22 protein-coding genes and 1 other RNA gene are annotated in these 25385 nt (G+C 50.9%); 6 read left to right on the top strand and 17 right to left on the bottom strand.

Annotation, left to right across the window (positions count from 1 at the left end; all coding sequences use genetic code 11):
• Positions 1 to 111: 111 nt before the first annotated feature.
• The 5 genes from NK662_RS19270 to NK662_RS19250 all read right to left on the bottom strand — a co-directional run bounded on the left by NK662_RS19270 (position 112) and on the right by NK662_RS19250 (position 5579).
• Positions 112 to 450 (bottom strand): bh protein, encoded by a 339-nt coding sequence (locus tag NK662_RS19270; RefSeq protein ID WP_254760585.1) that lies wholly within the window; start codon positions 448 to 450, stop codon positions 112 to 114.
• A gap of 466 nt (positions 451 to 916) precedes the next feature.
• Positions 917 to 1828, bottom strand: a complete 912-nt coding sequence (locus NK662_RS19265) for an alpha/beta hydrolase (protein WP_254760584.1) — start codon at positions 1826 to 1828, stop codon at positions 917 to 919.
• Positions 1829 to 1847: 19 nt separating this feature from the next.
• Complete coding sequence (locus NK662_RS19260) at positions 1848 to 2822, bottom strand: ABC transporter permease (protein ID WP_254760583.1); 975 nt, start codon at positions 2820 to 2822, stop codon at positions 1848 to 1850.
• Complete coding sequence (locus tag NK662_RS19255; RefSeq protein WP_254760582.1) at positions 2803 to 4302, bottom strand: sugar ABC transporter ATP-binding protein; 1500 nt, start codon at positions 4300 to 4302, stop codon at positions 2803 to 2805. The genes NK662_RS19260 and NK662_RS19255 overlap by 20 nt, the downstream gene beginning before the upstream one ends.
• 41 nt (positions 4303 to 4343) lie before the next feature.
• Positions 4344 to 5579, bottom strand: coding sequence for a substrate-binding domain-containing protein (locus NK662_RS19250; RefSeq protein ID WP_254760581.1), 1236 nt, complete (start codon positions 5577 to 5579; stop codon positions 4344 to 4346).
• Positions 5580 to 6091: 512 nt separating this feature from the next.
• On the opposite strand from NK662_RS19250, the gene NK662_RS19245 reads away from it, so the two are divergent.
• The 3 genes from NK662_RS19245 to NK662_RS19235 all read left to right on the top strand — a co-directional run bounded on the left by NK662_RS19245 (position 6092) and on the right by NK662_RS19235 (position 10360).
• Positions 6092 to 7033, top strand: a complete 942-nt coding sequence (locus NK662_RS19245) for a sugar-binding transcriptional regulator (protein WP_254760580.1) — start codon at positions 6092 to 6094, stop codon at positions 7031 to 7033.
• A 233-nt stretch (positions 7034 to 7266) separates the two neighbouring features.
• Positions 7267 to 8595 (top strand): NAD(P)H-dependent oxidoreductase, encoded by a 1329-nt coding sequence (locus NK662_RS19240; protein ID WP_254760579.1) that lies wholly within the window; start codon positions 7267 to 7269, stop codon positions 8593 to 8595.
• A 196-nt stretch (positions 8596 to 8791) separates the two neighbouring features.
• Complete coding sequence (locus tag NK662_RS19235) at positions 8792 to 10360, top strand: FGGY-family carbohydrate kinase (protein ID WP_254760578.1); 1569 nt, start codon at positions 8792 to 8794, stop codon at positions 10358 to 10360.
• A 52-nt stretch (positions 10361 to 10412) separates the two neighbouring features.
• On the opposite strand, the gene NK662_RS19230 is transcribed toward NK662_RS19235, so the two are convergent.
• From NK662_RS19230 to smpB, 3 genes are all read right to left on the bottom strand, one after another.
• On the bottom strand, positions 10413 to 11363 hold the full coding sequence (locus tag NK662_RS19230) for a sugar-binding transcriptional regulator (protein ID WP_254760577.1): 951 nt from the start codon (positions 11361 to 11363) through the stop codon (positions 10413 to 10415).
• A 241-nt stretch (positions 11364 to 11604) separates the two neighbouring features.
• Positions 11605 to 11956, bottom strand: a transfer-messenger RNA (tmRNA) gene (gene ssrA / locus NK662_RS19225).
• Positions 11957 to 12076: 120 nt separating this feature from the next.
• Complete coding sequence (gene smpB, locus NK662_RS19220; RefSeq protein ID WP_254760576.1) at positions 12077 to 12544, bottom strand: SsrA-binding protein SmpB; 468 nt, start codon at positions 12542 to 12544, stop codon at positions 12077 to 12079.
• Positions 12545 to 12680: 136 nt separating this feature from the next.
• Here smpB and NK662_RS19215 point away from each other — a divergent pair, with 136 nt between their 5' ends.
• From NK662_RS19215 to NK662_RS19205, 3 genes are read left to right on the top strand one after another with little or no spacing between them, the layout of a single operon-like run.
• Entirely contained in the window at positions 12681 to 13577 is an 897-nt protein-coding gene (locus NK662_RS19215; protein ID WP_254760575.1) for an ABC transporter ATP-binding protein, read from the top strand.
• Positions 13570 to 14394: an ABC transporter permease subunit gene (locus tag NK662_RS19210; protein WP_254760574.1), complete on the top strand. Its 825-nt coding sequence runs from the start codon at positions 13570 to 13572 to the stop codon at positions 14392 to 14394. The genes NK662_RS19215 and NK662_RS19210 overlap by 8 nt, the downstream gene beginning before the upstream one ends.
• An 11-nt stretch (positions 14395 to 14405) precedes the next feature.
• Positions 14406 to 15344 carry a carbon-nitrogen hydrolase family protein gene (locus tag NK662_RS19205; protein WP_254760573.1) on the top strand — a complete coding sequence of 313 codons (939 nt, stop codon included), beginning with the start codon at positions 14406 to 14408 and terminating at the stop codon, positions 15342 to 15344.
• 201 nt (positions 15345 to 15545) lie between these two features.
• On the opposite strand, the gene rnr is transcribed toward NK662_RS19205, so the two are convergent.
• The 9 genes from rnr to tpiA form a co-directional block, all read right to left on the bottom strand.
• Positions 15546 to 17942 carry a ribonuclease R gene (rnr, locus tag NK662_RS19200; protein ID WP_254760572.1) on the bottom strand — a complete coding sequence of 799 codons (2397 nt, stop codon included), beginning with the start codon at positions 17940 to 17942 and terminating at the stop codon, positions 15546 to 15548.
• Positions 17943 to 18029: 87 nt separating this feature from the next.
• The gene (locus NK662_RS19195) at positions 18030 to 18770 is read right to left on the bottom strand and encodes an alpha/beta hydrolase (protein ID WP_254760571.1); all 741 of its coding nucleotides are present in this window, start codon (positions 18768 to 18770) and stop codon (positions 18030 to 18032) included.
• A gap of 102 nt (positions 18771 to 18872) precedes the next feature.
• Complete coding sequence (gene secG, locus NK662_RS19190; protein WP_254760570.1) at positions 18873 to 19106, bottom strand: preprotein translocase subunit SecG; 234 nt, start codon at positions 19104 to 19106, stop codon at positions 18873 to 18875.
• Between the two features lie 124 nt (positions 19107 to 19230).
• A complete protein-coding gene (locus NK662_RS19185) occupies positions 19231 to 19725 on the bottom strand; it encodes a DoxX family membrane protein (protein ID WP_254760569.1) in 495 nt (164 codons plus the stop codon).
• Between the two features lie 158 nt (positions 19726 to 19883).
• Positions 19884 to 20390 (bottom strand): DoxX family membrane protein, encoded by a 507-nt coding sequence (locus NK662_RS19180; RefSeq protein ID WP_254760567.1) that lies wholly within the window; start codon positions 20388 to 20390, stop codon positions 19884 to 19886.
• Between the two features lie 299 nt (positions 20391 to 20689).
• Entirely contained in the window at positions 20690 to 21535 is an 846-nt protein-coding gene (locus NK662_RS19175) for a DegV family protein (RefSeq protein WP_254760566.1), read from the bottom strand.
• 213 nt (positions 21536 to 21748) lie between these two features.
• A complete protein-coding gene (gene eno, locus NK662_RS19170; protein WP_254760565.1) occupies positions 21749 to 23044 on the bottom strand; it encodes a phosphopyruvate hydratase in 1296 nt (431 codons plus the stop codon).
• A gap of 14 nt (positions 23045 to 23058) precedes the next feature.
• Positions 23059 to 24594 carry a 2,3-bisphosphoglycerate-independent phosphoglycerate mutase gene (gene gpmI / locus NK662_RS19165; protein WP_254760564.1) on the bottom strand — a complete coding sequence of 512 codons (1536 nt, stop codon included), beginning with the start codon at positions 24592 to 24594 and terminating at the stop codon, positions 23059 to 23061.
• Positions 24594 to 25349: a triose-phosphate isomerase gene (gene tpiA / locus NK662_RS19160; RefSeq protein WP_254760563.1), complete on the bottom strand. Its 756-nt coding sequence runs from the start codon at positions 25347 to 25349 to the stop codon at positions 24594 to 24596. The genes gpmI and tpiA overlap by 1 nt, the downstream gene beginning before the upstream one ends.
• Positions 25350 to 25385: the final 36 nt, after the last annotated feature.

Here is a 25385-nt window from a genome sequence, read left to right as displayed (position 1 = left end):
CAGAAGCCTCCTTCATTTTGGGGGACTATTTTTTTAAAAACACGAAAAGCCCTCCTCCTGTACTGGAGAAGAGCTCCCTGAAAGAATTCCATATATAACAAAAAACGGTTGTTATCCTTCTTTTTTGTACCGCTTAATGACCTTATGAGTTTCCTCCAGATAGCGGATGAAACGAAACGGCTTGCTTACAACGCGCAACGGAATGGAGGTGAGGAAATGGTTCAAGTCTTGCTTATATTCCTGTGTAATCTTGCTTGGCTTTCGAGAGATTTTATTATACACCTCTTTGTAGAATTCTTTCATAATATCTATCTTGAACTCCACAATGTGGTGGCAGTTTTCACATTCAATGCTTCTGATTTTATCATTAATATACACAATGACATGCGGCTGCTCTGTATCGCAGTGTATACAGTAAAAACTGGACTCCAGCTCTGAACTCTTCATCATACTCTCTCCTTCTGCATAGGTGTGTTGAACTCATCTGTAAAATAGCAGCTGCGCAGGTTGTTTCTTACATATCTTCTCCGCAGCCGGCAGAGATATACGCATTCTGCTTTCAGCATAAACCAGTCCTTTCTTGGAAAGAATGCACCCAATGCACGGACTGGTTCTTTTTCTTAATTTTTTAATTCTACACACACCTCAAAATTCCTTTAAACCGCTTACAAAAAATATATGGTTTTTTCTATATTACGTATTGGAATGATTTGCATGCATGTTCTTTGCGTAAAGTGCGCGGGAGAAAACGGCTTGTCGTCTATATACATGTGCACCATGCAATGGTTATCTGATGGTTCCGGGAGCCTTGCGGAAGTCTTTTGTTTTTGGGGATTTGACTTTTTGAAAAAACAGGGGTGCTTCAAAAAACGCCTTCACGCTTGAAGCAGCCCCTGATTCAAATACACCTTACAATCTATCTGTTTAGCATAAACTCTTTTAATAGATTCGCCAAGCGGTCTTCTGCCTCCAACGCAATGCTATGGCCGCACTCTTCAAAAATTTCTGAACGTTCAACCGATTCTGCCACCAGTTCCATCTGTCCTTTTACCAGAACGCCGATAAATTCAGGTGCGCCGATTGTGACGATTGGCAAATTGATTTTCTTTTTCATCAGTTCATGGTTAATGGACGCATTCTTCATGCCTGCTCTATACGTTTCCAGGATTCCTCTCAAGCCGCCTGGCTCCACCATTCTGGCAGTCCACTCATCAATGCACTCCTTCGTAAGCGCATTCGGATTCCAAGTCTCTGCTCTCATCCACCACTCCCAGAACTCTCTTTCGCGCCCTTGGATCAGCATCTCAGGCACGTGAGGCATCCAGAAGAATGGAATGTGCCAGAGCCAAACTCCTTTTTCTTCAAAGCGTGATTGCAGAATTTCCGGCTTGAAGTAACTCCACTCCTCCAGCCCCAGGCCTGACAGCAGCATTTCCGCAAAGCAAAGTGTTTTCACCCGTTCTGGATACTGCGCAGCCAATACATACGCAAATTCTGCGCCGCGGTCTTCGCCGTGGACGTGGAATTGATCATGACCAAGGAATGTCATCAGTTCCGCCATATCCGTGGCATTCGTCAGAGAATCATAGCCTTCCTCAACAGGAGGACGGTCTGTATCGCCAAATCCGCGCAGGTCAGGAGCCACAACAGTGAAATGCTCCGTCAAGAGCGGAATCAGCTTATGCCAATAGAAGTGTGTTTTCGGCGTACCGTGAAGCAGCAAGAGCGGCTCTCCCTGTCCTGCCATAACGTAGTGCATGCGGATACCATTTACCCGGGCCCGGCCATGCTTGACAGGGTTCCCATTGTGATCGTAGATTTCTGGCATAACAAATCATCTCCTGTACTTAGATAGTTGGTTTCTTTCCAAAGGATACGGCCAGAATGATAATGGCACCCGCCACCATCATCTGCTGGCTTACATCCAAGCCCATGATGATGAGGCCGTTGTTGATCATGCCGATTAACAGGGCTCCGACCAGTGTCCCAATAATGGTGCCTTTGCCGCCGAACATGCTGGTTCCCCCCAGGATAACAGCTGCAATGGCGAGCAGCTCAGCGCCTGTTCCAAAGTTGAAGCGGGCAGTCTGCATCATGCCTGTGTACAGCATACCAGCAGTCGAGGCAGCAAGTCCAGATAGCAGGAAGGTGATAAATTTCACTTTCTTCGTATTAATACCAGAATATTCTGCCGCCATGCGGTTTCCGCCGGTGGAGAGCACCTGTCTGCCAAACGGAGTGTACTTCAGTGTAACATGGCCGACAGCTGTCACCAGCACCGCCCATACGAGCAGGGAAGGAATTGTGCCCAGATTGCCTGAGCCAAAAATATTGTTAAAGGTCTCATTTGTAACAGGGACAGGATCTGTTAATGTGATCCACATGTCAAATCCCCGAATGAACTGCATCATGCCCAGCGTCACTAGGAAGGAAGGAATGCCAATGACGGTAACAAAGAAGCCATTGATGCTGCCCACCACCAAGCCGCTGATTAGGCCTGCGGCCACGCCGGCGAACATGGAATAGCCGGCTTTCATGACAAGCGCTGAAACCAGTGCCGAAAGGGCTGTTGTGGATCCGACTGAGAGATCCAGCTCGCCGGATGAAATGACAAACGTCATGGCTATTGCCATAATGGCAATCATGGCGGTAGCACGCACGATGTTAAACATGTTTGTCAGCGTCAGAAAACCGCTGTCCCCAATCACTGCGCTGAAAAATACAAGTACGATAGCAAAGAAAATGTATACGACGTAATCCTGCCACCCGATCTTGCTTGGAAAAGCCAGGGGCCGTTGCTGTTTAATAGCCTTGGATTGCATGATGCAGAACCTCCTCCGATTCAATATCGCACCTTTGTATCTGTTTCGTAATTTTTCCGTCATGCAGCACCAGCAAACGGTCACTGATGGCAAGCAGCTCAGGCAGCTCCGAGGAGATCACAAGAACCGCGATTCCCTGATCTGCCAAAGCCCGGATATTTTCAATAATCTCAGACTTCGCTCCAATATCCACACCTATGGTAGGCTCATCTAGGATGAGCAGGCTCGGATTGCGTGCCAGCCACTTGGCCAACACAATCTTTTGCTGGTTTCCTCCTGAAAGAAGTTTTACAATCTTTCCCGGACCATCCGTTTTAATGTCCAGCTGTGCCACAAACTTGTTTACCATGCTTGTGCCGGCAGCGTCATTAATGAACAAACGCTTGGTGAACGCGGCCAGGTTGGTCATCATCATATTGTCGCGGACAGAATGGTCAAGGACCAGCCCTTGTCTTCTTCTGTTCTCAGGCACCAAAGCAACCCCTTGGGAAATGGCGTCTTTTACATTTTTAATCTTCTTCCCATTCACAAACACTTCGCCGCCCTGATGCTTCCGGATCCCGAAAATGACTTCCGCAGCCTCTGTCCGGCCGCTTCCCATCAGACCAGCCAAGCCAACAATTTCCCCTGGATAGACTTCAAAGTTAATATTTTTCAGCCTGGAGCCAAAAGAGAGATTTTGCACCTTGAGCAACGGTTCCTCCGGCAGCTTATAGTGCCGTTCCTGCCATGCGAAGGATTTTCCTATATCCGCCCCGAGCATGCATTCCACCAATTGCTCCATGGATACGTCCTTGCACGCTTCTGTTAAAACGGTCTTTCCATCCTTCAGCACCGTTACCCGGTCGCATATAGCGAAGATTTCTTCCATGCGGTGCGAGATATAGATGATGGAGATGCCATTATTCTTTAACCGCTCCACAAGCTTGAACAGGGAACGTGTTTCGCTTTCCGACAGAGAAGCAGTGGGCTCATCCATGACGAGGATGCGTGCATCCTTGGATAAAGCTTTGGCAATCTCAATCATTTGCCAATAGCCGACGCTTAATGTTTCCACCTTTGCCGTTGGATCAATATCCACTTCCAAATCCGCCAGAATCTCTTTCGCTCTGCGGATGCTCTCTTTATTATTAATAAACACAGGACCAAAGGCTTTTGGCTCACGGTTCAGAAAAATATTTTCCGCGACACTTAATGTAGGCACCAAGCTGAATTCCTGAAATATAATAGAAATTCTTTGCCGGTCCGCATCTTGAGGCCGCTGAAATTCAACGGGCTTTCCATCAACTTTGATGGTACCGCCATCCTTGGTGTATACACCTGTAAGGATTTTCATCAAAGTTGATTTACCGGCGCCGTTTCCCCCCATGAGTGCATGAACCTCGCCTTTCCTTAATGAAAAATGGGCTTTTTTCAGTACAGGAATGCCGTTGAACGACTTTTCAATGTTTTCCAGCTCCAGAACATTTTCTTCGGCCATTGCTTCATTCACCTCACTTATGGGATACTGCCACATGCCATTTACTTCTTATCAAGCTCTTTTTGCATTTCAGCCGGCAGGTTAATACGGTAGATTGTCTTATAGGATTCTGCCAAATTATCACGGACAACCTTCAAAGGCGGCACTACTACATACGGAGGAGTTTGTGCGCCAATGAGAGCCAACGCGCCGACCTTCGCTTCTGTTGTACCTTGGTCATATGGACGCTGTGAAGAGATGCCGGCAATATAGCCGTTTTGCGCCATGTTTAGGGCAACGATTTGGTCAAAGTTCTCGTTTACAATCTTGAAATTTTTGGAAGGCAGTCCAGATACCTTCGCTGCTGTTACAGCTCCCATTGCCGGTATACTCCAGCTGCCGTACAGACCCTTCAGATTTGGATTCTTGGCAAACATGGCGGATGCTACATCTTGGCCTTTGTTCGGGTTATCGAAGCCTTCCACTGCAACCAGCTTCACATCCGGATACTTCGTCATCAAACGTGCCACAAAGCCTTCGTAACGTAAATTCGTTACATAGAAATCATTCGCATAATACAGCGCGCCGACCTCGCCTTTGCCACCAACAGCTTGGGCCAGCTCATCCGCCAGGTACATGCCGAGCGCCAGGTTATCGGAAGAAATCGTGGACGCATAGTCTTTTCCAGCCTGCATACCTTCAGCTGCCTGGTCAATGAATACAACCTTTGTTCCGGCGCTGGCAATCTTCTTATAAGCATTGGCTGTCGTCTTTCCGTTCAACGGAATACTTACCAGCAGATCCGGCTTCATGCCCGCAATCGCTTCAAGATCGGAAATTTGCTTCGCATCATCCCAGTTTGCGTTCGTTTCCGCGATTACCTTAATGCCCAGCTTCTCAAATTGCTCCTTCAAGCCGATCAGCTGCTGTGATGCCCAGTCATCGCCCAGCCAGCCCATGGAAATGGCAACCTTGAAGTTTCCTGCTTTAATCTTCGCAGCCTGCTCATCAGTCACCGCAATATCCTTGGCAAGGACACCCTTCTCGCCATGCTCGCCGTCACTTACCACCGTGTTTGTCAGGTCATCAATCTTGGCGAGCTCCAGTGTCTTATCAGCAGGAGCTTTATACCATAACGGCTGCTTGATCTTGGATGAAATATTGGAAGCTGCTCCGCCTTTTTCGGCAGTAGCCTCAGTCTTGGCTGATTGGCCCACGCTGCACCCATATAAAGATACTGAGAGCATGCTGATTGTTACAGCAGATATGACGGAAGTCTTCAAACGATTTGTTTTCATAATACAACCCCTTGTATTTTATTGTTATTTTTCCCCTTTGTACTGCTCCCCTTCTTGCTGCATGGACCAAAGCTGCAGGAGCCTCTCTGCGTTCTCCTGTCCCTTCAAAGCTTGCTTATATTGAATTCGCATTCCCCCTTTAGTGAACCCCCTATGAAGCGCTTACAATTGCAATGACCAAAAATAGTGGACTACTTAAACAGCTGCATAAACGTACATATTTTCTAGTGGCCACTATCGCGTTAACATTTTTTACAATGGGTTAATTTTGATAAAATTATAATTTTTTTGTCCATCAATTGTCAACGCTTTTTCAAAAATTAAAAAAATATAAAAATCCTCTTGTAATTACTGGAGCTGTGGCTGAAGAAAGCATAAGAGTAAGAGATTGTCCTCTCAAAAAAATTGCTTTCCCGGCTGCCTTGCAATACGATAAGAGCAAGGATTTTCTATTTTCAAAATCCATTTCTTGGTACAATATAATTATCCATAGCTATAAAGAGGGGAAAATCATGTTAGGCTCAGAGGAAAAGCGTCAACTGGTGCGGATCGCCAACCTGTATTACCTGGAGGGCTGGACGCAGGGAAAAATAGCAAAGAAGCTTGGTGTATCACGTCCCTTTATTTGCAGATTGCTGCAGAAGGCGAGAGACAGCGGAATTGTCGATGTGTATATAAGAGATGAAAGCCGACATGCTGCAGAACTGGAGCAGTTCATTAAAGATACATACTCCCTGACAGATGTGGTAGTGGTATCCACCCACGGGCTGAATCCTGAAATGAGCAGAAAGGCTGTTGGACAGGCCGGGGCCTATTATCTCTCCAAGCACTTTGGGGACATCCGGCAGCTCGGTATTTCGTGGGGGCGGACCTTATGGGAAGTTGTAAAGGAATATCCATTTGAACAAAGGAAGGGCATCAATGTAGTCCCTCTTGTTGGAGGGATCGGCACACAGCATGTTGAACTGCATGCAAATCAATTGGCCCATGAGCTGGCAAAGAAAATGAATGGAACAAGCTCCTACTTATATGCTCCGGCTATCGTAGAAACAGAAGAGCTGAAGGACTACCTGCTTGAGGCGCCGGAAATTCAAATGGTTCTGGAGGAGGGAAAGCATGTGGACACGGCCCTGATCAGTATAGGGAATCCATATATGGGTTCGACATTGAGAGACTTGGGCTATTTGCAGGCGCATGACTTGGATGGGTTTCGCAGCCTCGGCATCATTGGCGACATCGCATCCCGTTTCTTTGACAAGTCAGGGAATCCCGTCGACCATCCCTTAAACGATCGGACCATCGGCTTGCCGCTTGCGTACTTAAAGCAAATTAAGCAGGTCATTGCAGTTGTAGAAGGAGTACACAAGGCAGAAAGCTTAGCCGCCGCTTTACGGGGATCTTACATTGATGTGCTCATTCTAGACGAGCCAACCGCTTCCGCGCTGATGAAATAAAAGCCGCATTCAATGATCGTATGATCACTGAATGCGGCTTTTATTTTTGTTTCCAGGCACGTCTCCCGCTTCCAGCCCAAAGCAGCTGGAAAATTATATATTGACAATCCAAACTCTCACAATCTATAATCTTGACAAAAGTAACAACAAGTAAATTTTGTTAAAATCGCTTCTACAACACATTTTTTTCAGGGGTAACGCTTTACAAAACATAACTTGGGGAGGTTCATTGTATGCTTGGACTTAATTACAAGCTAAGAGAATTGGAGAAGTTGGGCAGTAACATCCGCGTTGGCTTAATCGGCTGCGGCCAAATGGGGAGAGGAATGATTTCCCAGATTGAAAGCATGAAAGGGATGCGCGTTGTTGCAACTGCCGACCTGTATCCGGAAGTCATTCAGCAAGCCTATCTGCGAGCGGGCATTCCCGCATCGTCCATTCTGCTGACGAATGAGCTGGAACAAGCAGAGAAAGCCATCGAGCAAGGAAAGGTAGTCGGGACTACTTCCACTGACTTGGTCGTCAGTCTCCCGAATGTGGATGTCGTTGTAGATGCGACGGGAATCCCGAATATCGGTGCGGAAATTGCTTGGAAGACCATCTTGAACAAGAAGCATATCGTCATGCTGAATGTGGAGGCTGATGTAACAGTAGGCCCGCTGCTGAAGAGAATGGCAGACGCAAGCGGAGTCGTGTATACAGGCTCTGCCGGTGATGAGCCAGGCGCCATCATGGAGTTGTACGATTTTGCGGATGCCATCGGCTTTGAAATTGTGGCCCTTGGAAAAGGAAAGAACAACACATTGAACTATGCAGCAAACCCTACCTCCGCAGCTGAAGAGGCGAAGGCAAAGGGTGCCAGCCCGAAAATGATCGCCTCCTTCCAGGACGGGACGAAAACCATGGTGGAAATGAATGCGGTTGCAAATGCCACAGGATTTCTTCCGGATGTCGCAGGCATGCATGGCCCTTCTGCAACGGTTCACGAGCTTCCCGAACTGTTCCAACTGAAGGAGCATGGCGGCATTCTCAACAACAAGAAGGTTGTGGACTTTGTCAACGGAGTAGCGCCAGGCGTATTTGCCATTGTTTCTTCTGATAAACCCGAAGTCCACCATGAAATGAACTATCTGAAAATGGGCTCCGGTCCAAATTACGTATTGTACCGCCCTTATCACTTAACAAGCCTGGAAACACCTCTTTCTGTGGCACGCGCCTACTTCCATAACGCGGCCACAATCGCTCCATGGAAAGGCCTGCAGGCTGAAACGGTCGCCGTTGCTAAGGTTGACCTGGAGCCTGGCTTCCGGCTTGATGGCATCGGCGGCTACACAGTGTACGGCAGACTCCTGTCCCAGGCAGATGCTTCCCGCGCAAAGGCATTGCCAATCGGTCTGGTCGATTCCAATGTTGTCATGAAACGCCCGGTGAAAAAAGGCGAAATCATTACCTTTGATGACATTGAACAGGAGCAGGAATCCACCATTTGGAAGCTGCGCTCCCTGCAGCAGCAAAGCATGGCCGAGGCGCCTGCCGCTGTGAAGTCCATCGTTCACGTATAAACAATAGAAAACGTAATGCTCTCTTGATAGGAGGACTCACAGCACATTATTCCTTTTAGACCCGCACATATGGGCTGCTGATGTCCTCTTTTTTATAAATACCAGCATTTATATAGTCAGAAGTTTTAAAATTTTTATAGCCATATGATTTTGTAAAACTATATAATTTATTTAAAAGAAAGGGGAGATTGTATATATGCCAAAAGAGTTCGTGATTGGAATTGATGGTGGCACAGAAGGTGTAAGGGTAGGCATATATGATTTATATGGACAGCAAGCGGGCATGGGGATCACAGGCTACAAAACCTATCATCCTCACACAGGCTGGGCAGAGCAGGACCCGGCTGAATGGTGGTCGGCTTTGGTCAATAGTGTACAGCAAGCCATGAAGCAGGCTGGCGTTGCAAAAGAGCAAATTATCGGCTTAAGCCTGGACACTACCTGCCCAACTATGGTGTTATGCAAAGAGGACGGAACACCTTTACGCCCCGCTCTGATGTGGATGGATTTGCGCGCCCATGAAGAAGCAGAGCTCATTTCCCGCTCTGGGCATGACGCGTTAAAATATAACGGCTATGGCAAGGTTTCCCCGGAATGGATGCCCTGCAAGGTACTGTGGCTGAAACGGAATGAGCCTGCGCTGTATGAAGAGGCAGACAAAATCTTGGATTTCTCTGACTGGTATACGTATAAGCTGACCGGCAGACATACAGGAAGCATCAGCACAACCACCTATAGATGGTATTACAATGAAGAAGAAGGCGGATTTCCAAGAGGATTTTATGAAGACGTCGGATTGGGTGATGTATTCGAAAAGCTCCCTGCTGATATCTGCAGCTTAGGAAAGCTTGTGGGCCCTCTTACACAGGCAGCGGCAGATGAGCTCGGCTTGTGCGCCGGAACTCCTGTAGGACGGGGCGGTGTGGATGCGCTGAATGGCATGATTGGACTTGGCGTTGTGCATAAGGGAAAAGTGGCTCTCATTACCGGTTCATCCCATAACATCTACAGCCTGACAGACAAACGAATTCATGCCAAGGAAATTATGGGCGCATTCCCGAATGCGGTCATGCCGGGCTTACAGCTGGTCGAAGCCGGCCAATCCTCTTCCGGGTCCACCATCAAATGGTTCCGCACAAACTTCTGCAAGGACCTGGAGTATATTGCACAACAGAAAAATGTAAACGTATACGATTTATTGAATGAGGAAGCCGCCAAAATTCCACCGGGCTCCGAAGGGCTCATTGTGCTGGATTACTGGCAAGGAAACCGCTCTCCTCATGTAGACCCGAATGTAAGAGGACTCATTTCAGGGCTGTCCCTCAAGCACAGCCGGGAGCATATCTACCGTGCCATCATTGAAGGAATTGCCTATGGAACGGACTACAATATCAGAAACTTCAGAAGCAACGGCATTGCGGCTCAAGAGGTATATGCAGCAGGAGGCGCCACAAACAGTCCGCTCTTCTTACAAATCCATGCAGATGTAAGCAACATCACCATCCACGTTCCAGAAGACAATCAAGTTGCCTGCCTTGGATCCGCCATTTTGGCCAGCGTGGCTGCAGGGGCATATCCAAGCATTGAAGCAGCTGTCGCCAACATGGTGCGGTTTAAGCAGCAGGTCGTGGAGCCGAATCAGGAAAATCACGAAAGATACCAGCTGTATGCAGAACAGTACCGCAAAGCATATCCCCAGTTTCACCAATGGATGTGGGAAAATACAAGCATCAACCAGTTCGAGCTTGCAGGCAGTGTAAAATAAGCTGCCAAACAGATAGTCCGTGCTCCTTCGACAAGGGGCACGGACTATTTGTTTACCCTTCGTTTGTCAGCGTCAGGGCTGTTTGGTCATCTATGATCAGCGCGTCTATGTAGCCTCCCTGCAGGGCAGCCAATACACCTTCCAGCTTATGCGTCCCATCCACGACACCAATGACTTTTTTAATTCTCTTCAGCTTCTCCAACGGCAAACCGATTACCCTGTCATTCACGGGATGGTTCACTTCATTCCCGGACCGGTCGACGAAGCGGGAAGCAATGTCAGCGACTGCCCCCTGCTCGCGGAGCTGCTCCAGATCCTTGTCTTGTATGTATTCCAATACCTTCAGGGTCGACTGCTCATGATAGGGATTCCCCACACTGATCAGCGCCACATCCACGTCTTCTCCCTCTTCGAGCACGGAGTAAATATCCTTCATCGCAACGAGCCTGTCCCGCCGCTCCTTTGATTCCACAATGGCCGGCGCATACAGGTAAGAGCAGCTGCTGTTCATCTTCTTTGCCAGCTCATACGCCAGCTGGTTTGCATGGATTTCCACGTAGTGCGTGCCAAGCCCACCTACGAGAGGGATGACTTTTACCTCTCCCCTCTGCTCCACCGGATACTCCTTGACCAGCTCCAGTAACGTAGAACCCCAGGAAATCCCAATGCTGGCTGCCCCCTTCAGATTCTTCGAAAGGTAGTAGCCGCCGGCCCGTCCAATTTCCCTCTTCTTCGCCTCCGAGGTCATGCCGGACGCAGCCACCACAACCACATCCTGCAGGCCGTACTTTTGCTCCAGCTGATACTCCAGCTGGACAATGCGGAAATCTTCATCCTTAATATAAATCTCCACCAAGCCCAGATCTCTCGCCTTTTGCAGCAGCTTGGAAATGAGGCTTCTGGACACCCCAACCTTCTGTGAGATCTGCTCCTGCGTACAATCCTCCAGATAATACAAATGAGCGATTTCAGTCAACCGCTTCTTTTCTTCCCAATCCAGCATACAGCCGCCTCCCGATTCTATCCATGCATGGTTCACCTGAACCCAGTTTCCGCACAAAAAGAGTGCCTCCCTGAGTTCTGTCGTCGTACAGAAAAGAGGCTGACTCCCTATGTCTATTATACGACAGGGGAGCCAGGTTGGCATACAGGCTCCCTAGCCGTGAAAGCAAAAAAACCATAACATAGCCGAAAGGCCACATCATGGTTAATCGTATAAAATAAAAAACCACCAAATATGTATTTGGTGGAGACGGCGGGAGTCGAACCCGCGTCCAGAAATATCGGCACTTAAGCTTCTACGAGTGTAGTCGACATATTCGCGTTTCGCCGACCCATCTGCCTATCGACAGGCGCCCGGGCGGCTAGTCTGGTTGTTCTCTTCCTTTGTCCTCAGACGGTGGACGCCGGCGTAGTCTGCTAAGAGTGGGCCCCTTACCCTACCGCACAGACAACGGAGGGAGGAGCAGCTACTTTAATTAAGCAGCTAAAGCTAATTTTTGGTTGCCAGTTATAGGCGTTGACGTTTTAACGAGGCCGATCCCCTCGACTCGCAACTTAAGCTCGAACTACCCCTGTCGAATCCGTAACGTCCCCATTATAAGAAGACCCTTTACGGGAATATGGTGATAGCTTAATCAAGCTGTTTTTCAAAGTGCAACTTGCGATTACATTTCTTATTATAGCATAGAGATACAGTAATACAACTGTAAGTTTTTACTGCTTTTGGCGGTCGCGGAACGCACGCTCGATTTCACGCTTTGCTTCCTTCTTCTTGAGATCCTCGCGCTTATCGTAGTTCTTCTTACCCTTCGCCACGCCAAGCTCCATTTTTGCAAAGCCGTTCTTTAAGTATAGCTTCAGCGGTACAAGCGTATAGCCTGTCTCCTTCAGATAGCCGATGAGCTTGGAAATTTCCTTCGCATGCAAGAGCAGCTTCCGTGTCCGGAGCGGATCGTGGTTGAAGCGGTTTCCCTGCTCGTAGGGACTGACGTGCATCCCGAAAATCCACACCTCGCCGTTTTGCACGCGCGCGTAGGCATCCTTCAGGTTCACCTTGCCCGCGCGGATGGACTTGATCTCCGTGCCTTGGAGCACCATGCCGGCCTCGTATGTCTCTTCAATGAAATAATCATGATATGCTTTCTTATTCTGGGCAACTGTCTTGCCGTGACCTTTTGGCATCTCCTGCACTCCTCTCTCTTTGCATTATTTTAGCAAAAATACGTTCGCTTCTCAAGTTTATCCTAGTTACAGTTTGTTTCTTCTCCCCCTGCCGCCTTCATGGAAAAACTTGTATACTGGAAAAAGGGGGTGTTATATGTTTATTGAAGCGAAGGGATTGAAGAAGCAATTCGGCACACAGGCTGTGCTGGAGGATGTCAGCTTTTCTGTGCCTGCCGGCAGCACAGTCGGCCTGCTCGGCCCGAATGGTTCAGGCAAAACAACGATTGTACGGCTGCTGAACGGGGTGATCCGGCCTGATGGCGGCAGCATGCTCGTCGGGGATTGGGATCCGATCCGGCACGGGGATGAGATTCGGGCGCACAGCGGCGTGCTGACGGAAGGCGCCGGGTTGTATTTTGAGATGACGGGGCTGGAGAATCTCCGTTTTTTCGCCAAGCTGTACCGGGCCTATGATGAAACACGGATTCAGCAGCTGCTGGAGGAATTTCAGCTGGGTGAGCATCAGCATAAAAAGGCCGGCACCTACAGCACCGGGATGAAGCGCCGGCTCGGGATGATTAAGGCGCTGCTGCATCAGCCGTCTCTCCTGTTCTTGGATGAGCCGACAAACGGCTTGGATCCCGAAGGCATTCAGCTTGTGCTGAGCTACATTAGAAAGCTGAAGACGGAGGGCACAACCATCCTGCTTTGCTCGCACATTCTGCATCAGCTGGAGCCGGTCTGTGACTCGTATCTGTTCTTGGAGCAAGGCCGCATTCTGGAATCCGGCACGAAGGTGGAGCTCGAGGAGCGGTACACCACAGCGGTGAAGCTGCGGGTCGAGACCGGGCTGGCGGCACAGGATACATATGCCGGATATTGTCTGGAACGGCTGGATGCTGCGACGGTCCGCTTCTATCTGCCCGGCAAGGAAGCAATTACACCGCTCCTGCAGCAGCTGACCCAGGAAACATGGGTGCACGGGGCGGAGATTGAGGAGCGGGATCTGGAGTCGCTCTATTTCCGGATTAGGGGGAAGTCGCATGAATAAGTCGGTCATCTGGGCCATCGCCCAAAAGGATATGCGCGCCATTACGACCAACAATCAAATTTGGGGCGGCATGGTGGTGCTGCCGCTCATCCTCTGTGTGCTGATGCCAGGTGGAATCATTCTGGCGGCCAAGCTGGCGCCGACAGACACAAAGGATATGAAGGATATGATCCAGGCTGTGCTGCAGGCCTTGCCGGCCGACATGGCGCAGGATATGCGGAGCTGGTCCGGCAGCAAGCAAATGATTTATGTATTGGTGAACTACATGCTCGGCTCTCTGTTTCTGCTCATTCCGTGCCTCAATTCCATGATGACGGCGGCGAACAGCTTCGTCGGCGAGAAGGAGCGGCGGACACTGGAAAGCCTGCTGTTTGCGCCCATCACCATGACCGAGCTGTTTGTCGGCAAGGTGCTGTCCGCGCTGTTGCCGGCTATAGTGCTGTCCTTCATCAGCTTCGTCTTGTTTTGCCTCGTGGTGAACGGGCTGACCATCGGCATGTTTCCAGAGCTGCTCGCGATGAACGCAAACTGGCTGCTGCTGGTGTTCTGGCTCTCGCCGATTCTTTCCTTGTTCAGCGTGCTGCTCAACGTGTTGATTTCCGCCCGGGTGCAGAGCTTTCAAGCAGCCCAGCAAATGGGCGCAACAATCGTTCTGCCGGTTATCGCGTTAGTGATCGGACAGGCAACAGGCATGCTGCTGTTGAGCCCAATGCTGCTGTTTGCGATTGGTCTTGTGCTGCTTGTCGGAAATGTGCTGCTGCTGAAGCTCATCACACGGTATAATGATCGTAATCTGTTGTTTGAAAAGCAAATCTAGGGGGAACTACGATGACAAAGGTAGCTGTTGTACAGGCCGCTTCCGTGATTATGGACCGGGAAGCAAGCACAGAAAAAGCGGTGTCCCTGACGCTGCAGGCAGGGGAACAGGGAGCGAAGATTGTGGTGTTTCCGGAGGCTTTTATTCCGGCATACCCGCGCGGCCTCAGCTTCGGGGCATTGGTCGGCAGCCGTTCGCCGGAGGGGCGGAAGGATTGGCTGCGCTATTGGGAGAACTCGGTGCCCGTGCCGAGCGCCACAACCGAACGGCTCGGCGAGGCAGCCCGCAAGGCCGGTGTGTATATGGTGATTGGCGTGATTGAGCGCGATATGGATACGAGTGGCGGCACATTGTACTGCTCGGTTCTGTTCTTCGGGCCGGACGGGTCGCTGCTCGGCAAGCACCGCAAGCTGAAGCCGACCGGCTCAGAGCGCCTCATTTGGGGTGAAGGCGACGGCAGCACGCTGTCGGTGTTTGAAACACCATACGGGAAAATTGGCGCGTTGATTTGTTGGGAAAATTATATGCCGCTCGCCCGGGCCGCCATGTATGCAAAGGGTGTCCAACTCTACATCGCCCCGACGGCCGATTCCCGTGAGCTCTGGCAGTCCACTATCCGGCATATCGCCGCGGAGGGACGCTGCTTCGTCCTCTCCTGCAACCAGTATGTGACAAAGGATATGTACCCGGATGATTTGGCCTGCTATGACGATTTGGCGGCTTCGTCTGATGAAATGTGCCCGGGCGGCAGCGCCATTGTCGGTCCGTTGGGGGACTATATCGCAGGGCCTGTTTTCGGCAAGGAAGAGATTTTATATGCTGATTTAGACCTGAGGGATATCGTAGCCAGCCAGTTTGATTTTGATGCTGTCGGCCACTATGGGCGTCCGGATGTATTCCAACTGGTTGTGAATGAGGAAAAGCGGGAGCATGTGAAGCTGCAAAAATAAGCTGCTTAGAACAGCCAGCCTTTCTTTTGTCGGATATTCTTTCGGATTTGAGGGTTATTTCTTTAGATTTGATGGTTAATTTTGCGGATTTGAGGGTTATTCTTTCAGATTTGATGGATACTGCGAAAGCTAGAGTTGGCATAGTTGATTGCAACCTTTTTCAACAGCAAAGGGGCTGACATAAGTCAGCCCCCCTTTCAGTTAACGGCGTTTCTTCTTTTTCCGCTTCGCTGCCGGCGCATTCTCGAAGAAGCTTTTCTTCTTGCGCCCGCCAGCAGGAGCACTGCTGCTTCCGCCGCTGCTGCTGCGGCGGCCTTCTCCTCCGCCCCGGCGGCTCTCTCCGCGTCCGCCGCCACGCTCACTTCTCTCACCTTCCCGGCGCTTGCGCCCGCTCCGGCTCGGTTCAGCAATGACCGTTGGACGGTCCTTCCGCTCCGGACGGCGGTTGGTCTTCATGCCGACGACTTCAAAGTCAATCGCGCGCTCGTCCTTGTTCACGTTCACCACGCGGATCGTAATCTGATCCCCGATGCGGAACACGGTGCCGGTGCGCTCGCCGATCATGGCATAGCTGCGCTCGTCATAGCGGTAATAGTCGTCCGTCAGATTCGAGACGTGGATCATGCCTTCAATGGTGTTTGGCAGCTCGACGAACATGCCGAAGTTCGTAACGGAAGAAATGATGCCCTCGAACTCTTCGCCGATTTTGTCCACCATGAATTCGGCCTTCTTCATCTCATCGACTTCGCGTTCCGCCTCGACCGCGCGGCGCTCCATGTTGGAGGAGTGCTCCGCAATGGCCGATACCTTCTCGCGCCAGATCGCCTGTGTTTCCGCACTGATGTCACCATGAATCAAGTACGTGCGGATGAGGCGGTGCACGATTAAGTCCGGATACCGGCGGATCGGCGATGTAAAGTGCGTGTAGTACTCGGTTGACAAGCCGAAGTGGCCCAGGCTTTCCGCATCATAGCGTGCCTGCTTCATGGAGCGGAGCATGACAGTCGAAATGACCATTTCCTCCGGCTGCCCCTGCACCATCTCCAGAATTTGCTGGAGGGCACGCGGATGGATGTCGTTCGCCTTTCCTTTTACCGTGTAGCCGAAGTTGGTGATGAACTCGAAGAAGCGCTCCAGCTTGTCTTCCTTCGGATCCTCGTGGACACGATACATGAATGGCACATTCATCCAATGGAAGTGCTCCGCCACTGTTTCGTTTGCCGCCAGCATGAATTCCTCAATCAGCTTTTCCGCTGTGGAACGCTCACGCAGCACAACATCCTTTGGATGGCCCTCTTCGTCGACAAGCACCTTTGCTTCCTTAAAATCAAAGTCGATGGCGCCGCGCTCCATCCGCTTCTTGCGCAGGATGGCTGCCAGGTCTCTCATGTCGCGGAACATCGGAATGAGCGGCTCATAGCGCCCAAGCAGCTCCTCATCCTCGTCCTCAAGAATGCGGTTCACATCGTAGTATGTCATCCGCTCAGTCGTCTTGATGACGCTCTGGAAAATCTCATGCTTCACCACTTCGCCCTTGCTGTTGATCTCCATATCGCAGGACAGCGTCAGGCGGTCCACCTTCGGATTCAGGGAGCAAATGCCGTTGGACAGGCGGTGCGGAATCATCGGAATCACACGGTCTACGAGATAGATACTTGTCCCGCGCTCCGCCGCTTCCTTATCAATCGCGGAATCCTCCGTCACATAGTGGCTGACATCCGCAATATGGACACCTAGGCGGTAGTTGCCGTTTGGCAGCTTCGTTACCGTTACCGCATCATCCAGGTCCTTTGCGTCCGCACCGTCAATGGTGACAATGACCTGATCACGCAAATCGCGGCGTCCGTTAAGGTCACGCTCATCAATCGTATCGGGCACACTGTTCGCATGATCCAAGGCTTCCTGTGGAAACGCCTGCGGCAGATGGTGCTTATGGATGACAGAGAGAATGTCCACGCCCGGGTCGTTTTTATGGCCGAGGATTTGTACGACCTCGCCCTCAGCACTCATCCGGTCCTGCGGGTAAGCAATAATTTTCACTACAACCTTATGCCCCTCAACCGCTCCCATGGTGGCTGTTTTCGGGATAAAGACATCGCCGATGATGCGCTTGTCATCCGGGATGACAAAGCCGAAATTGCGGGATTCTGTGTATGTCCCGACAATCTCCTTCGTGCCGCGTTCCACAATCCGGATCACGGTGCCTTCCTTGCGCGTGCCGCTGGATTCTGCGCTGACGCGCACCAGCACGATGTCACCATGCATGGCTCCATTCAGCTCGTTTGGCGGAATAAAGATGTCCTCGCCGATGACAGACTGCTTATCCTCCGGCACCACGAACGCAAAGCCGCGGGAATGGCCGGTCACCTTGCCGCGGATAAGATTCATCTTTTCCGGCAGGCCGTAGCGGTTTGTGCGTGTGCGGACCACCGAGCCTTGCTCCTCCATCAGGACGAGCGCTTTGACAAAATCCTTGAAATCCACCGCTTCCTTAATGCCGAATGCTTCCTCAAGCTCCTGCACGGTCAACGGCTTATATGCTTCCTCCCGCATGAAAGCGAGAAGCCGGTTTATATGTTCTTGAATATGGGCTTCCAATGAATTCCCTCCTTTTATAGACAATCATATGGTATAGTGTTTCCTGTTTTCGCAATATGTATAATTCAAAAAAAGACGCAACTAGACTTACCAATCTAGTTGCTCTAAGAAGCTGTATATATCCTCATGCAGTTCATCGCGTTGCTTGTCAAGCGTAATGACATGGGAGGATTCCTCATACCACTTGATTTGCTTCACATTGGATTCCACACCGTTATAGATGATGTTGGCGCTGTCCGTGTTGATCATCTCATCGTGGCGCGCCTGTACGACAAACGTCGGCGCATAAATCATGTCAATGTTGTTGCGCACATCGCGGATCAGGCTCTGCAGCGCCCGCAGCGTGTTCATCGGCGCCTGCTTGAAGGCGAACATTTCTTCTTCAATTTGCTCCGGCGATTTGCGCTCTCTCTTCTTATATTCTCTGGCGTAGGCCAAAACTCCTTGATACATGATTTCTTCGCTCTTGATATACATCGGGGCGCACATCGGCACAACGCCGAGAATCGGCTGCGTATAGGCGAGCTTCAAGGAAAATACGCCGCCAAGCGACAGGCCGACCGCAGCAATTTTTTCATGACCCATATCACGCAGATGGTTGTAGGCATCCATCACGTCCTGCCACCAGTCCTCCGGTCCTGTATGGACGAGCTGCTCCGGCGGCACACCGTGGCCTTTATAAATCGGCGCATGGCATGTATAGCCCTTTTTCTCTAAAAAACGGCCCAGCATGCGCACATCGGCGGAGTTACCGGTAAAGCCGTGCAGCAGCAGGACTGCCCGGTCGCCGCCGGTGAATGTAAATGGTTGTGGAGATGCTAGCTTCATGTCTCTTCCTCTTTCCTTTTTGGTACATAGCCTAGTGTATCACTGATTAGCTTTTGCAGGAAAACAAAAAAGACTCAACAGAGTGTTGAATCTTTCTGCATGTTACAGCTTTACGTAAGCAACCAGAACAGCCAGGATGAAGAACAGAACGGCAAATACGATCGTCAGGTTATTCAAAACCGCTTCAAAGCCGCGCGCCTTCTGCTTGCCGAACAGCTGCTCCGCACCGCCGGAGATCGCGCCGGACAAGCCTGCGCTCTTGCTGGATTGCAGCAGAACAAGCACAATCAATACAACGGAAACGATAATTAGTAAAACGGATAGAAAAGTACTCACTTGCCGAAACCTCCTAAATACACACTAAAGCTTATCCTAACTGTAACATAAAGGCAGGACTGCCACAAGAGGAAGCGGAAGGGAATGTAAAGGGACCGGCCTTTATGACCAGTCCCCCCTGATGCTATTGCTGTCCTGTCTGCTTCGTCCGTTTCAAGCCCTTGCCGTATTTGTGCAGCAAGCCGTCGACACCGATTTTTCCAGCGTTATGGCCTGCAAGAATGATAAAGATAGACAGCAGCACAAGCTGCGGATTTGTGCTCGTTGTTCCGCTGAACATGAACGCGAAGTTCATCAGCATGGCGAAGAAGGCGGCGGTTCTCGTGAAGCAGCCAAGCAGCAGCCCAAGACCGACAAGCGTTTCCCCCCAAGGCACAAGGAAGTTGAACAGGTCCACATTCGGAATGGCAAAGCCTTCGAGAAAATGTGCCCACCAGGCTTGCACAGCCGGATGATCGCCTGCCGCTTTTGCAACGGCTCCCTTCAAAAAGCCGCCGGCATCAAAGCCGCCCGTCAGCTTCTCATAACCGGCGGTGAGCCATTCGTACCCGACATATAAGCGCAAAATCGTTAAGACAGCCGCCGCATACTGATTTGTACGAAGAAATTTGATAAACATAAGATGCCCCCCTTGGTGTTTCTTCTTACATTGCTCATTATATGGCGCACCTTGGGAGACTCTCTCTGCAGGTATGGCAGAATCATGGAGAAATAATCGCAAAATCATGACAGCAAAAAGGGCTGACCAGCTTGTCAGCCCCGTGGGAATGGTTTCATTCAGTGCTGCGGTGCATGCCGCTTAGGCAGGTGTGGGAATTTCAAGCCCTTGCCGTACTTGTGCAGCAGACCGTCCACACCGATTCTGCCAGCGTTGTGGCCGGCAATGATGATGAAGATGGACAGCAGCACGAGCTGCGGGTTTGTGCTGGTAGTGCCGCTGAGCATGAACGCGAAGTTCATCATCATTCCGAAGAAGGCAGCGGATTTAGTGAGGCAGCCGAGCAATAAGCCAAGGCCAACGAGCGTTTCGCCCCAAGGAATGAGAGCCTCGAACAGGTGCACGTTTGGAATGGCAAAGCTGTTCAGGAAGTCCGCCCACCATGCCTGCACAGCCGGATGATCGCCAACAGCTTTTGCCGCGGCGCCCTTCAGGAAGCCGCCAGCTTCAAAGCCGGCTGTCAGCTTGCCATATCCCGCTGTGAGCCATTCATAACCAACATATAAACGTAAGAAAGTTAAGATTGCAGATGCATACTTGTTATGGCGAAGAAATTCAACGAACATAGTGTTGTTCCCCCTCTACAATTTGTGAAATACTGAGCAATTGTCTGTATCTCCTTGCTACACCTTTATTATAGCCCTGCCGTGTCCTTGTGCACGGCAGAACTATGACGAAATCATGGAGGAAGTGCGGCAAGAGTGTGAAGAAACGTCAGATTTTCACCCGGCATCCTTCCCGGCGGCTGCAAACCGGGGCGAATGGTTTCATTTTTTGAAGAGTTTGTTCCAGGCCCCCGCTTTTTTGTTGCAGGAAGAAGCGTACCGTTTCAGCACTAAAAAAAGACGGGTGCCCTTCACCCGTCTTACTCTGTAATCCAGCTCAACCCCATCGTCCCTTGTCCAGTATGCACCCCCGGAACCGGGCTGAACATCGTGGTTGTAAAGGAAATATGCGGATACAGCTGCTCCAGCTCTGCCTTCCACTGCAGTGCTTTCTCCGCTTCATTTGCGTGAATGACGCTGGCTTCCTTCAGCTGCGGCGCCACCTCCGCAAACATCTCAAACAAGCGGAGCTTCACTTTTTTCTCCGTACGGATGCGGTCATGCATGATGACCTTGCCGTTGTCGAACTTAATGATGAGCTTCAGCTGAATGAGGTTGCCGATAATCGCCTGTGCCGAAGACAGCCGCCCGCCCTTATGCAGCTGCTCAAGACTGCCCGGAGCCATTAACAGCTGTGCTTTATCAGGCAGCGTGCGCAGATACGCCACAATCTCCTCATAGGACTTGCCCTGCTCTTCCATTTCGACGCCCTGCTGAATCATTTTGCCCAGCGGGTAGGAACCAATCTTGGAGTCAATCACCTCGACACTGTGAAACTCTGCCATTTGGGAAGCGCTCACAGAGGATTGGTACGTGCCCGTCAGTGCACTGGAGGCATGGATGGCGATTGCGTATTCATATTCTTCCTTCAGCTGTTCATACAGGTTCACAAAGCTGCCCAAAGCCGGCTGCGAGGTTTTCGGCAGCACCTTGGATTCGGATAGCTTCTTATAGAAATCTTCCGCAGTAATATCAATGTCTTCCCTGTACGACTGATCGCCAAAAATAATTTCCATCGGTACAACGTGAATGTTGTATTTGTCTATATAGTCCTTAGACAGGGTTGCAGTACTGTCTGTAACCCAGGCAATTTTCTTTTTTGTCATATATAGCTTCTCCCTAATGTTAAAATATCTGTATGTGACTAGTGTGTCTCAAATCGGCAAAGCTTACTTCATTATAACAAAAGGAAGAACCGTGGGCGGAAAAAATGTTACATAATACCTACTTTTTCGACACAAAAAACAAGACCGCGTCTGCACTCGCGGTCTTGTCTGCGTCATTATAAAGTGTTGAGAGATGCCATCCGTATGGCGAAATTACTTCTTCAGGTTGTAGAAGGACTTCAGGCCGTCATATACTGCCAGCTCGCCCAGCTCGTCTTCGATGCGAAGCAGCTGGTTGTACTTGGCGATACGGTCTGTACGGCTCATGGAACCTGTCTTGATTTGGCCTGCATTTGTCGCAACGGCGATGTCAGCGATTGTCGCATCTTCTGTTTCGCCGGAACGGTGGGAAACAACAGCTGTGTAGCCAGCGCGCTTCGCCATTTCGATTGCTTCAAATGTTTCAGTCAATGTACCGATTTGGTTTACCTTGATCAGGATGGAGTTCGCGATGCCGCGCTCGATGCCTTCAGCAAGCTTCTTCGTGTTTGTTACGAACAGGTCGTCGCCAACGAGCTGTACGCGGCCGCCGATGCGCTCAGTCAGCAGCTTGTGGCCTTCCCAGTCGTTCTCGTCCAGACCATCTTCGATAGAGATGATTGGGAACTCGTTAACAAGCTCTTCGTAGAAATCAACCATGTCCGCGGAAGACAAGCCAGTGCGGCCTTCGCCAGCCAGGTCATATTTCTTTGTTTCTTTGTTGAAGAACTCAGAGGAAGCAACATCCATACCAAGGAAGATATCCTGGCCTGGCTCATAGCCGGCTTTGCGGATTGCTTCGATGATCACTTCCAGAGCTTCACGGTTGGAACCAAGGTTTGGCGCGAAGCCGCCTTCGTCGCCTACTGCTGTGTTCAAGCCTTTGCCGTGAAGAACGGACTTCAGCGCGTGGAATACTTCCGCACCCATGCGGATTGCTTCACGGAATGTAGGCGCGCCTACAGGCAAGATCATGAACTCCTGGAAGTCCACGTTGTTGTCAGCGTGGGAACCGCCGTTGATGATGTTCATCATTGGAGTTGGCAGCTGCTTGGAGTTGAATCCACCAAGGTAACGGTACAGTGGAAGGCCAACATAGTCAGCTGCAGCGTGAGCTACTGCCATGGATACGCCAAGGATTGCGTTCGCACCCAGCTTGCCTTTGTTTTCTGTGCCGTCGAGGTCGATCATCAGACGGTCGATGCCGATTTGGTCTGTTACATCCAGGCCGATCAGCTCAGGAGCGATGATTTCGTTTACGTTGTCAACTGCCTTCAGAACGCCTTTGCCCAGGTAACGGGACTTGTCGCCGTCGCGCAGCTCTACTGCTTCGTATTCGCCGGTGGACGCGCCGCTTGGCACGATGGCACGGCCGAATGCGCCGGATTCAGTGTACACTTCTACTTCAACTGTTGGGTTGCCGCGGGAGTCCAGGACTTCGCGTGCATAAACATCAGTAATGATTGGCATGTGAGTCTCTCCTTTTATTCAGTGATTAAAGTTTTTCCTGTCATTTCTTTTGGCTGCTGTAAGCCGAGCAGGGTCAGCATCGTCGGAGCGAGATCGCCCAGAATGCCGCCTTCACGAAGCGCCACGCCTTCCTTCGTTACGATACATGGTACCGGGTTCGTTGTATGTGCTGTCATCGGTTGGCCCTCCGGTGTCAGCTCCTCATCGGCGTTGCCATGGTCAGCCGTAATAATTGCCGTGCCGCCTTTCGCCAGAATCGCTTCTACAACCTTGCCCAGGCACTCATCAGTCGCTTCCACCGCTTGAATCGTCGGCTCCAGTTTACCGGAGTGGCCGACCATGTCGCAGTTGGCGAAGTTCAGGATGATTGCGTCGTGCTTGTCTGCGTTGATTTCATTGACAAGTGCTTCTGTTACCTCGTAGATGCTCATCTCCGGCTTCAGGTCGTACGTTGCAACCTTCGGCGAGTTGATGAGGATACGCTCTTCGCCAGGGAACTGCGCTTCGCGGCCGCCGCTGAAGAAGAAGGTAACGTGCGGATATTTCTCAGTTTCGGCAATCCGCAGCTGAGTTAATCCTGCTTGTGAAATTACTTCGCCCAATGTGTTATCCAAGTTTGTCGGCTTGAATGCCACATAGCCGCCCACTGTTTCGCTGAATTGCGTCATGCAGACGAACTCAGGAACGCGCGGAACCTTGCTGCCGCGGTCAAATTCACGGAAGTCTTCGTTTGTGAAGACGCGGGAAATCTGAATCGCGCGGTCCGGACGGAAGTTGAAGAAGATGATGGCATCGTCGTCATTGATGGTTGCAACCGGCGTGCCGTCTTCCTTTGTCATGACGGATGGCAATACGAACTCGTCGTAGATTCCGTTTGCATAGGAATCCTCCACGCACTCGTACGCATCCTTATAGGCCGGGCCTTCGCCGTATACCATTGCGCGGTAGCACTTCTCCACACGGTCCCAGCGCTTGTCGCGGTCCATGGAATAGTAGCGGCCGGAAATGGTGGCGAACTGGCCTGTTCCTGTTTCCTGCATCACCTTGTAGGCAGATTCGATGTAGCCTTTCGCCGTTTGCGGGCCGACATCGCGGCCATCGAGGAATGCGTGCACATACACGTCCTTCAGGCCTTCCTTTGCTGCCAGGCGAAGCAGGGCAAACATATGCTCAATATGGCTGTGTACGCCGCCGTCGGACAGAAGGCCGAACAGATGCAGCGCAGTGCCTTTTTCTTTTGCGCTTTCAATTGCCTTGACGAACGTTTCATTGCGGTCAAACTCACCTTCGCGGATGGCCACGTTCACACGCGTCAAGCTTTGGTACACGATGCGGCCGGCGCCGATGTTCAAGTGGCCAACCTCAGAGTTGCCCATTTGCCCCTCAGGCAAACCGACTGCTTCACCGCTTGCTGTCAGCGTCGTATGCGGATACTGCGCCCAGTAGCGGTCGAAGTTCGGCTTCTTTGCCTGCGCGATCGCGTTGCCGTAGGTTTCCTCACGTAACGCAAAGCCGTCTAGGATGATTAACGCTGTTGGTTTCTTTGCCATTACTTCACAGCCTCCAGAAGACCCAAGAAGGACTTCGGCTCCAGGCTTGCACCGCCGACCAATGCGCCGTCGATGTCAGGCTGCGCCATGTATTCTGCGATGTTTTCCGGCTTTACGCTGCCGCCGTATTGGATACGCACTGCTTCTGCTGCATCTGCGGAGAAGATGTTAGCCACCGTTTTGCGGATATGCGCACATACTTCGTTCGCATCCTGTGCGGAAGAAGATTTGCCGGTGCCGATTGCCCAGATTGGCTCGTAAGCAATCACTGTTTGCTTCACTTGCTCTTCTGTCAGACCAGCCAGCGCTTTGCCAACCTGGTCCGCCACAAGATCAAATGTCTTGCCAGCTTCACGCTCTTCCAGCGTTTCGCCGCAGCACACGATTGGCGTTAAGCCGTTCGCAAATGCCGCAAGTGTCTTTTGGTTGACTGTCTCATCTGTTTCCGCGAACATTTCGCGGCGCTCAGAGTGGCCCAGTACCACATAGCTTACCTTCAAGTCAGCCAACGCAACCGGGCTGATTTCGCCGGTGAACGCACCGCTGCTTGCGAAGTGCATGTTTTGTGCGCCGACCTTCAGGTCAGTGCCTGCTGTCGCTGCCACAAGGCGCTCCAAGAATAGGGCCGGGGAGCAAACAACAGAGTCAACTGCAGAAGCTGCAGGGATTTGTCCCTTTACTTCTTCCACGAAGCTGACTGCTTCTGATAGGGTTTTATGCATTTTCCAGTTTCCTGCGATAATAGGTTTACGCATGGGTACACCGTCCTTTGCCTATGTGCGCAAATCAGT

Source organism: Ectobacillus ponti (assembly GCF_024294785.1).
In the GTDB taxonomy this organism is placed as follows: domain Bacteria; phylum Bacillota; class Bacilli; order Bacillales; family Bacillaceae_G; genus Ectobacillus; species Ectobacillus ponti.
The sequence above is the reverse complement of the archived record's forward strand: the minus strand, read 5'-3'. Positions and strand labels throughout refer to the sequence as shown.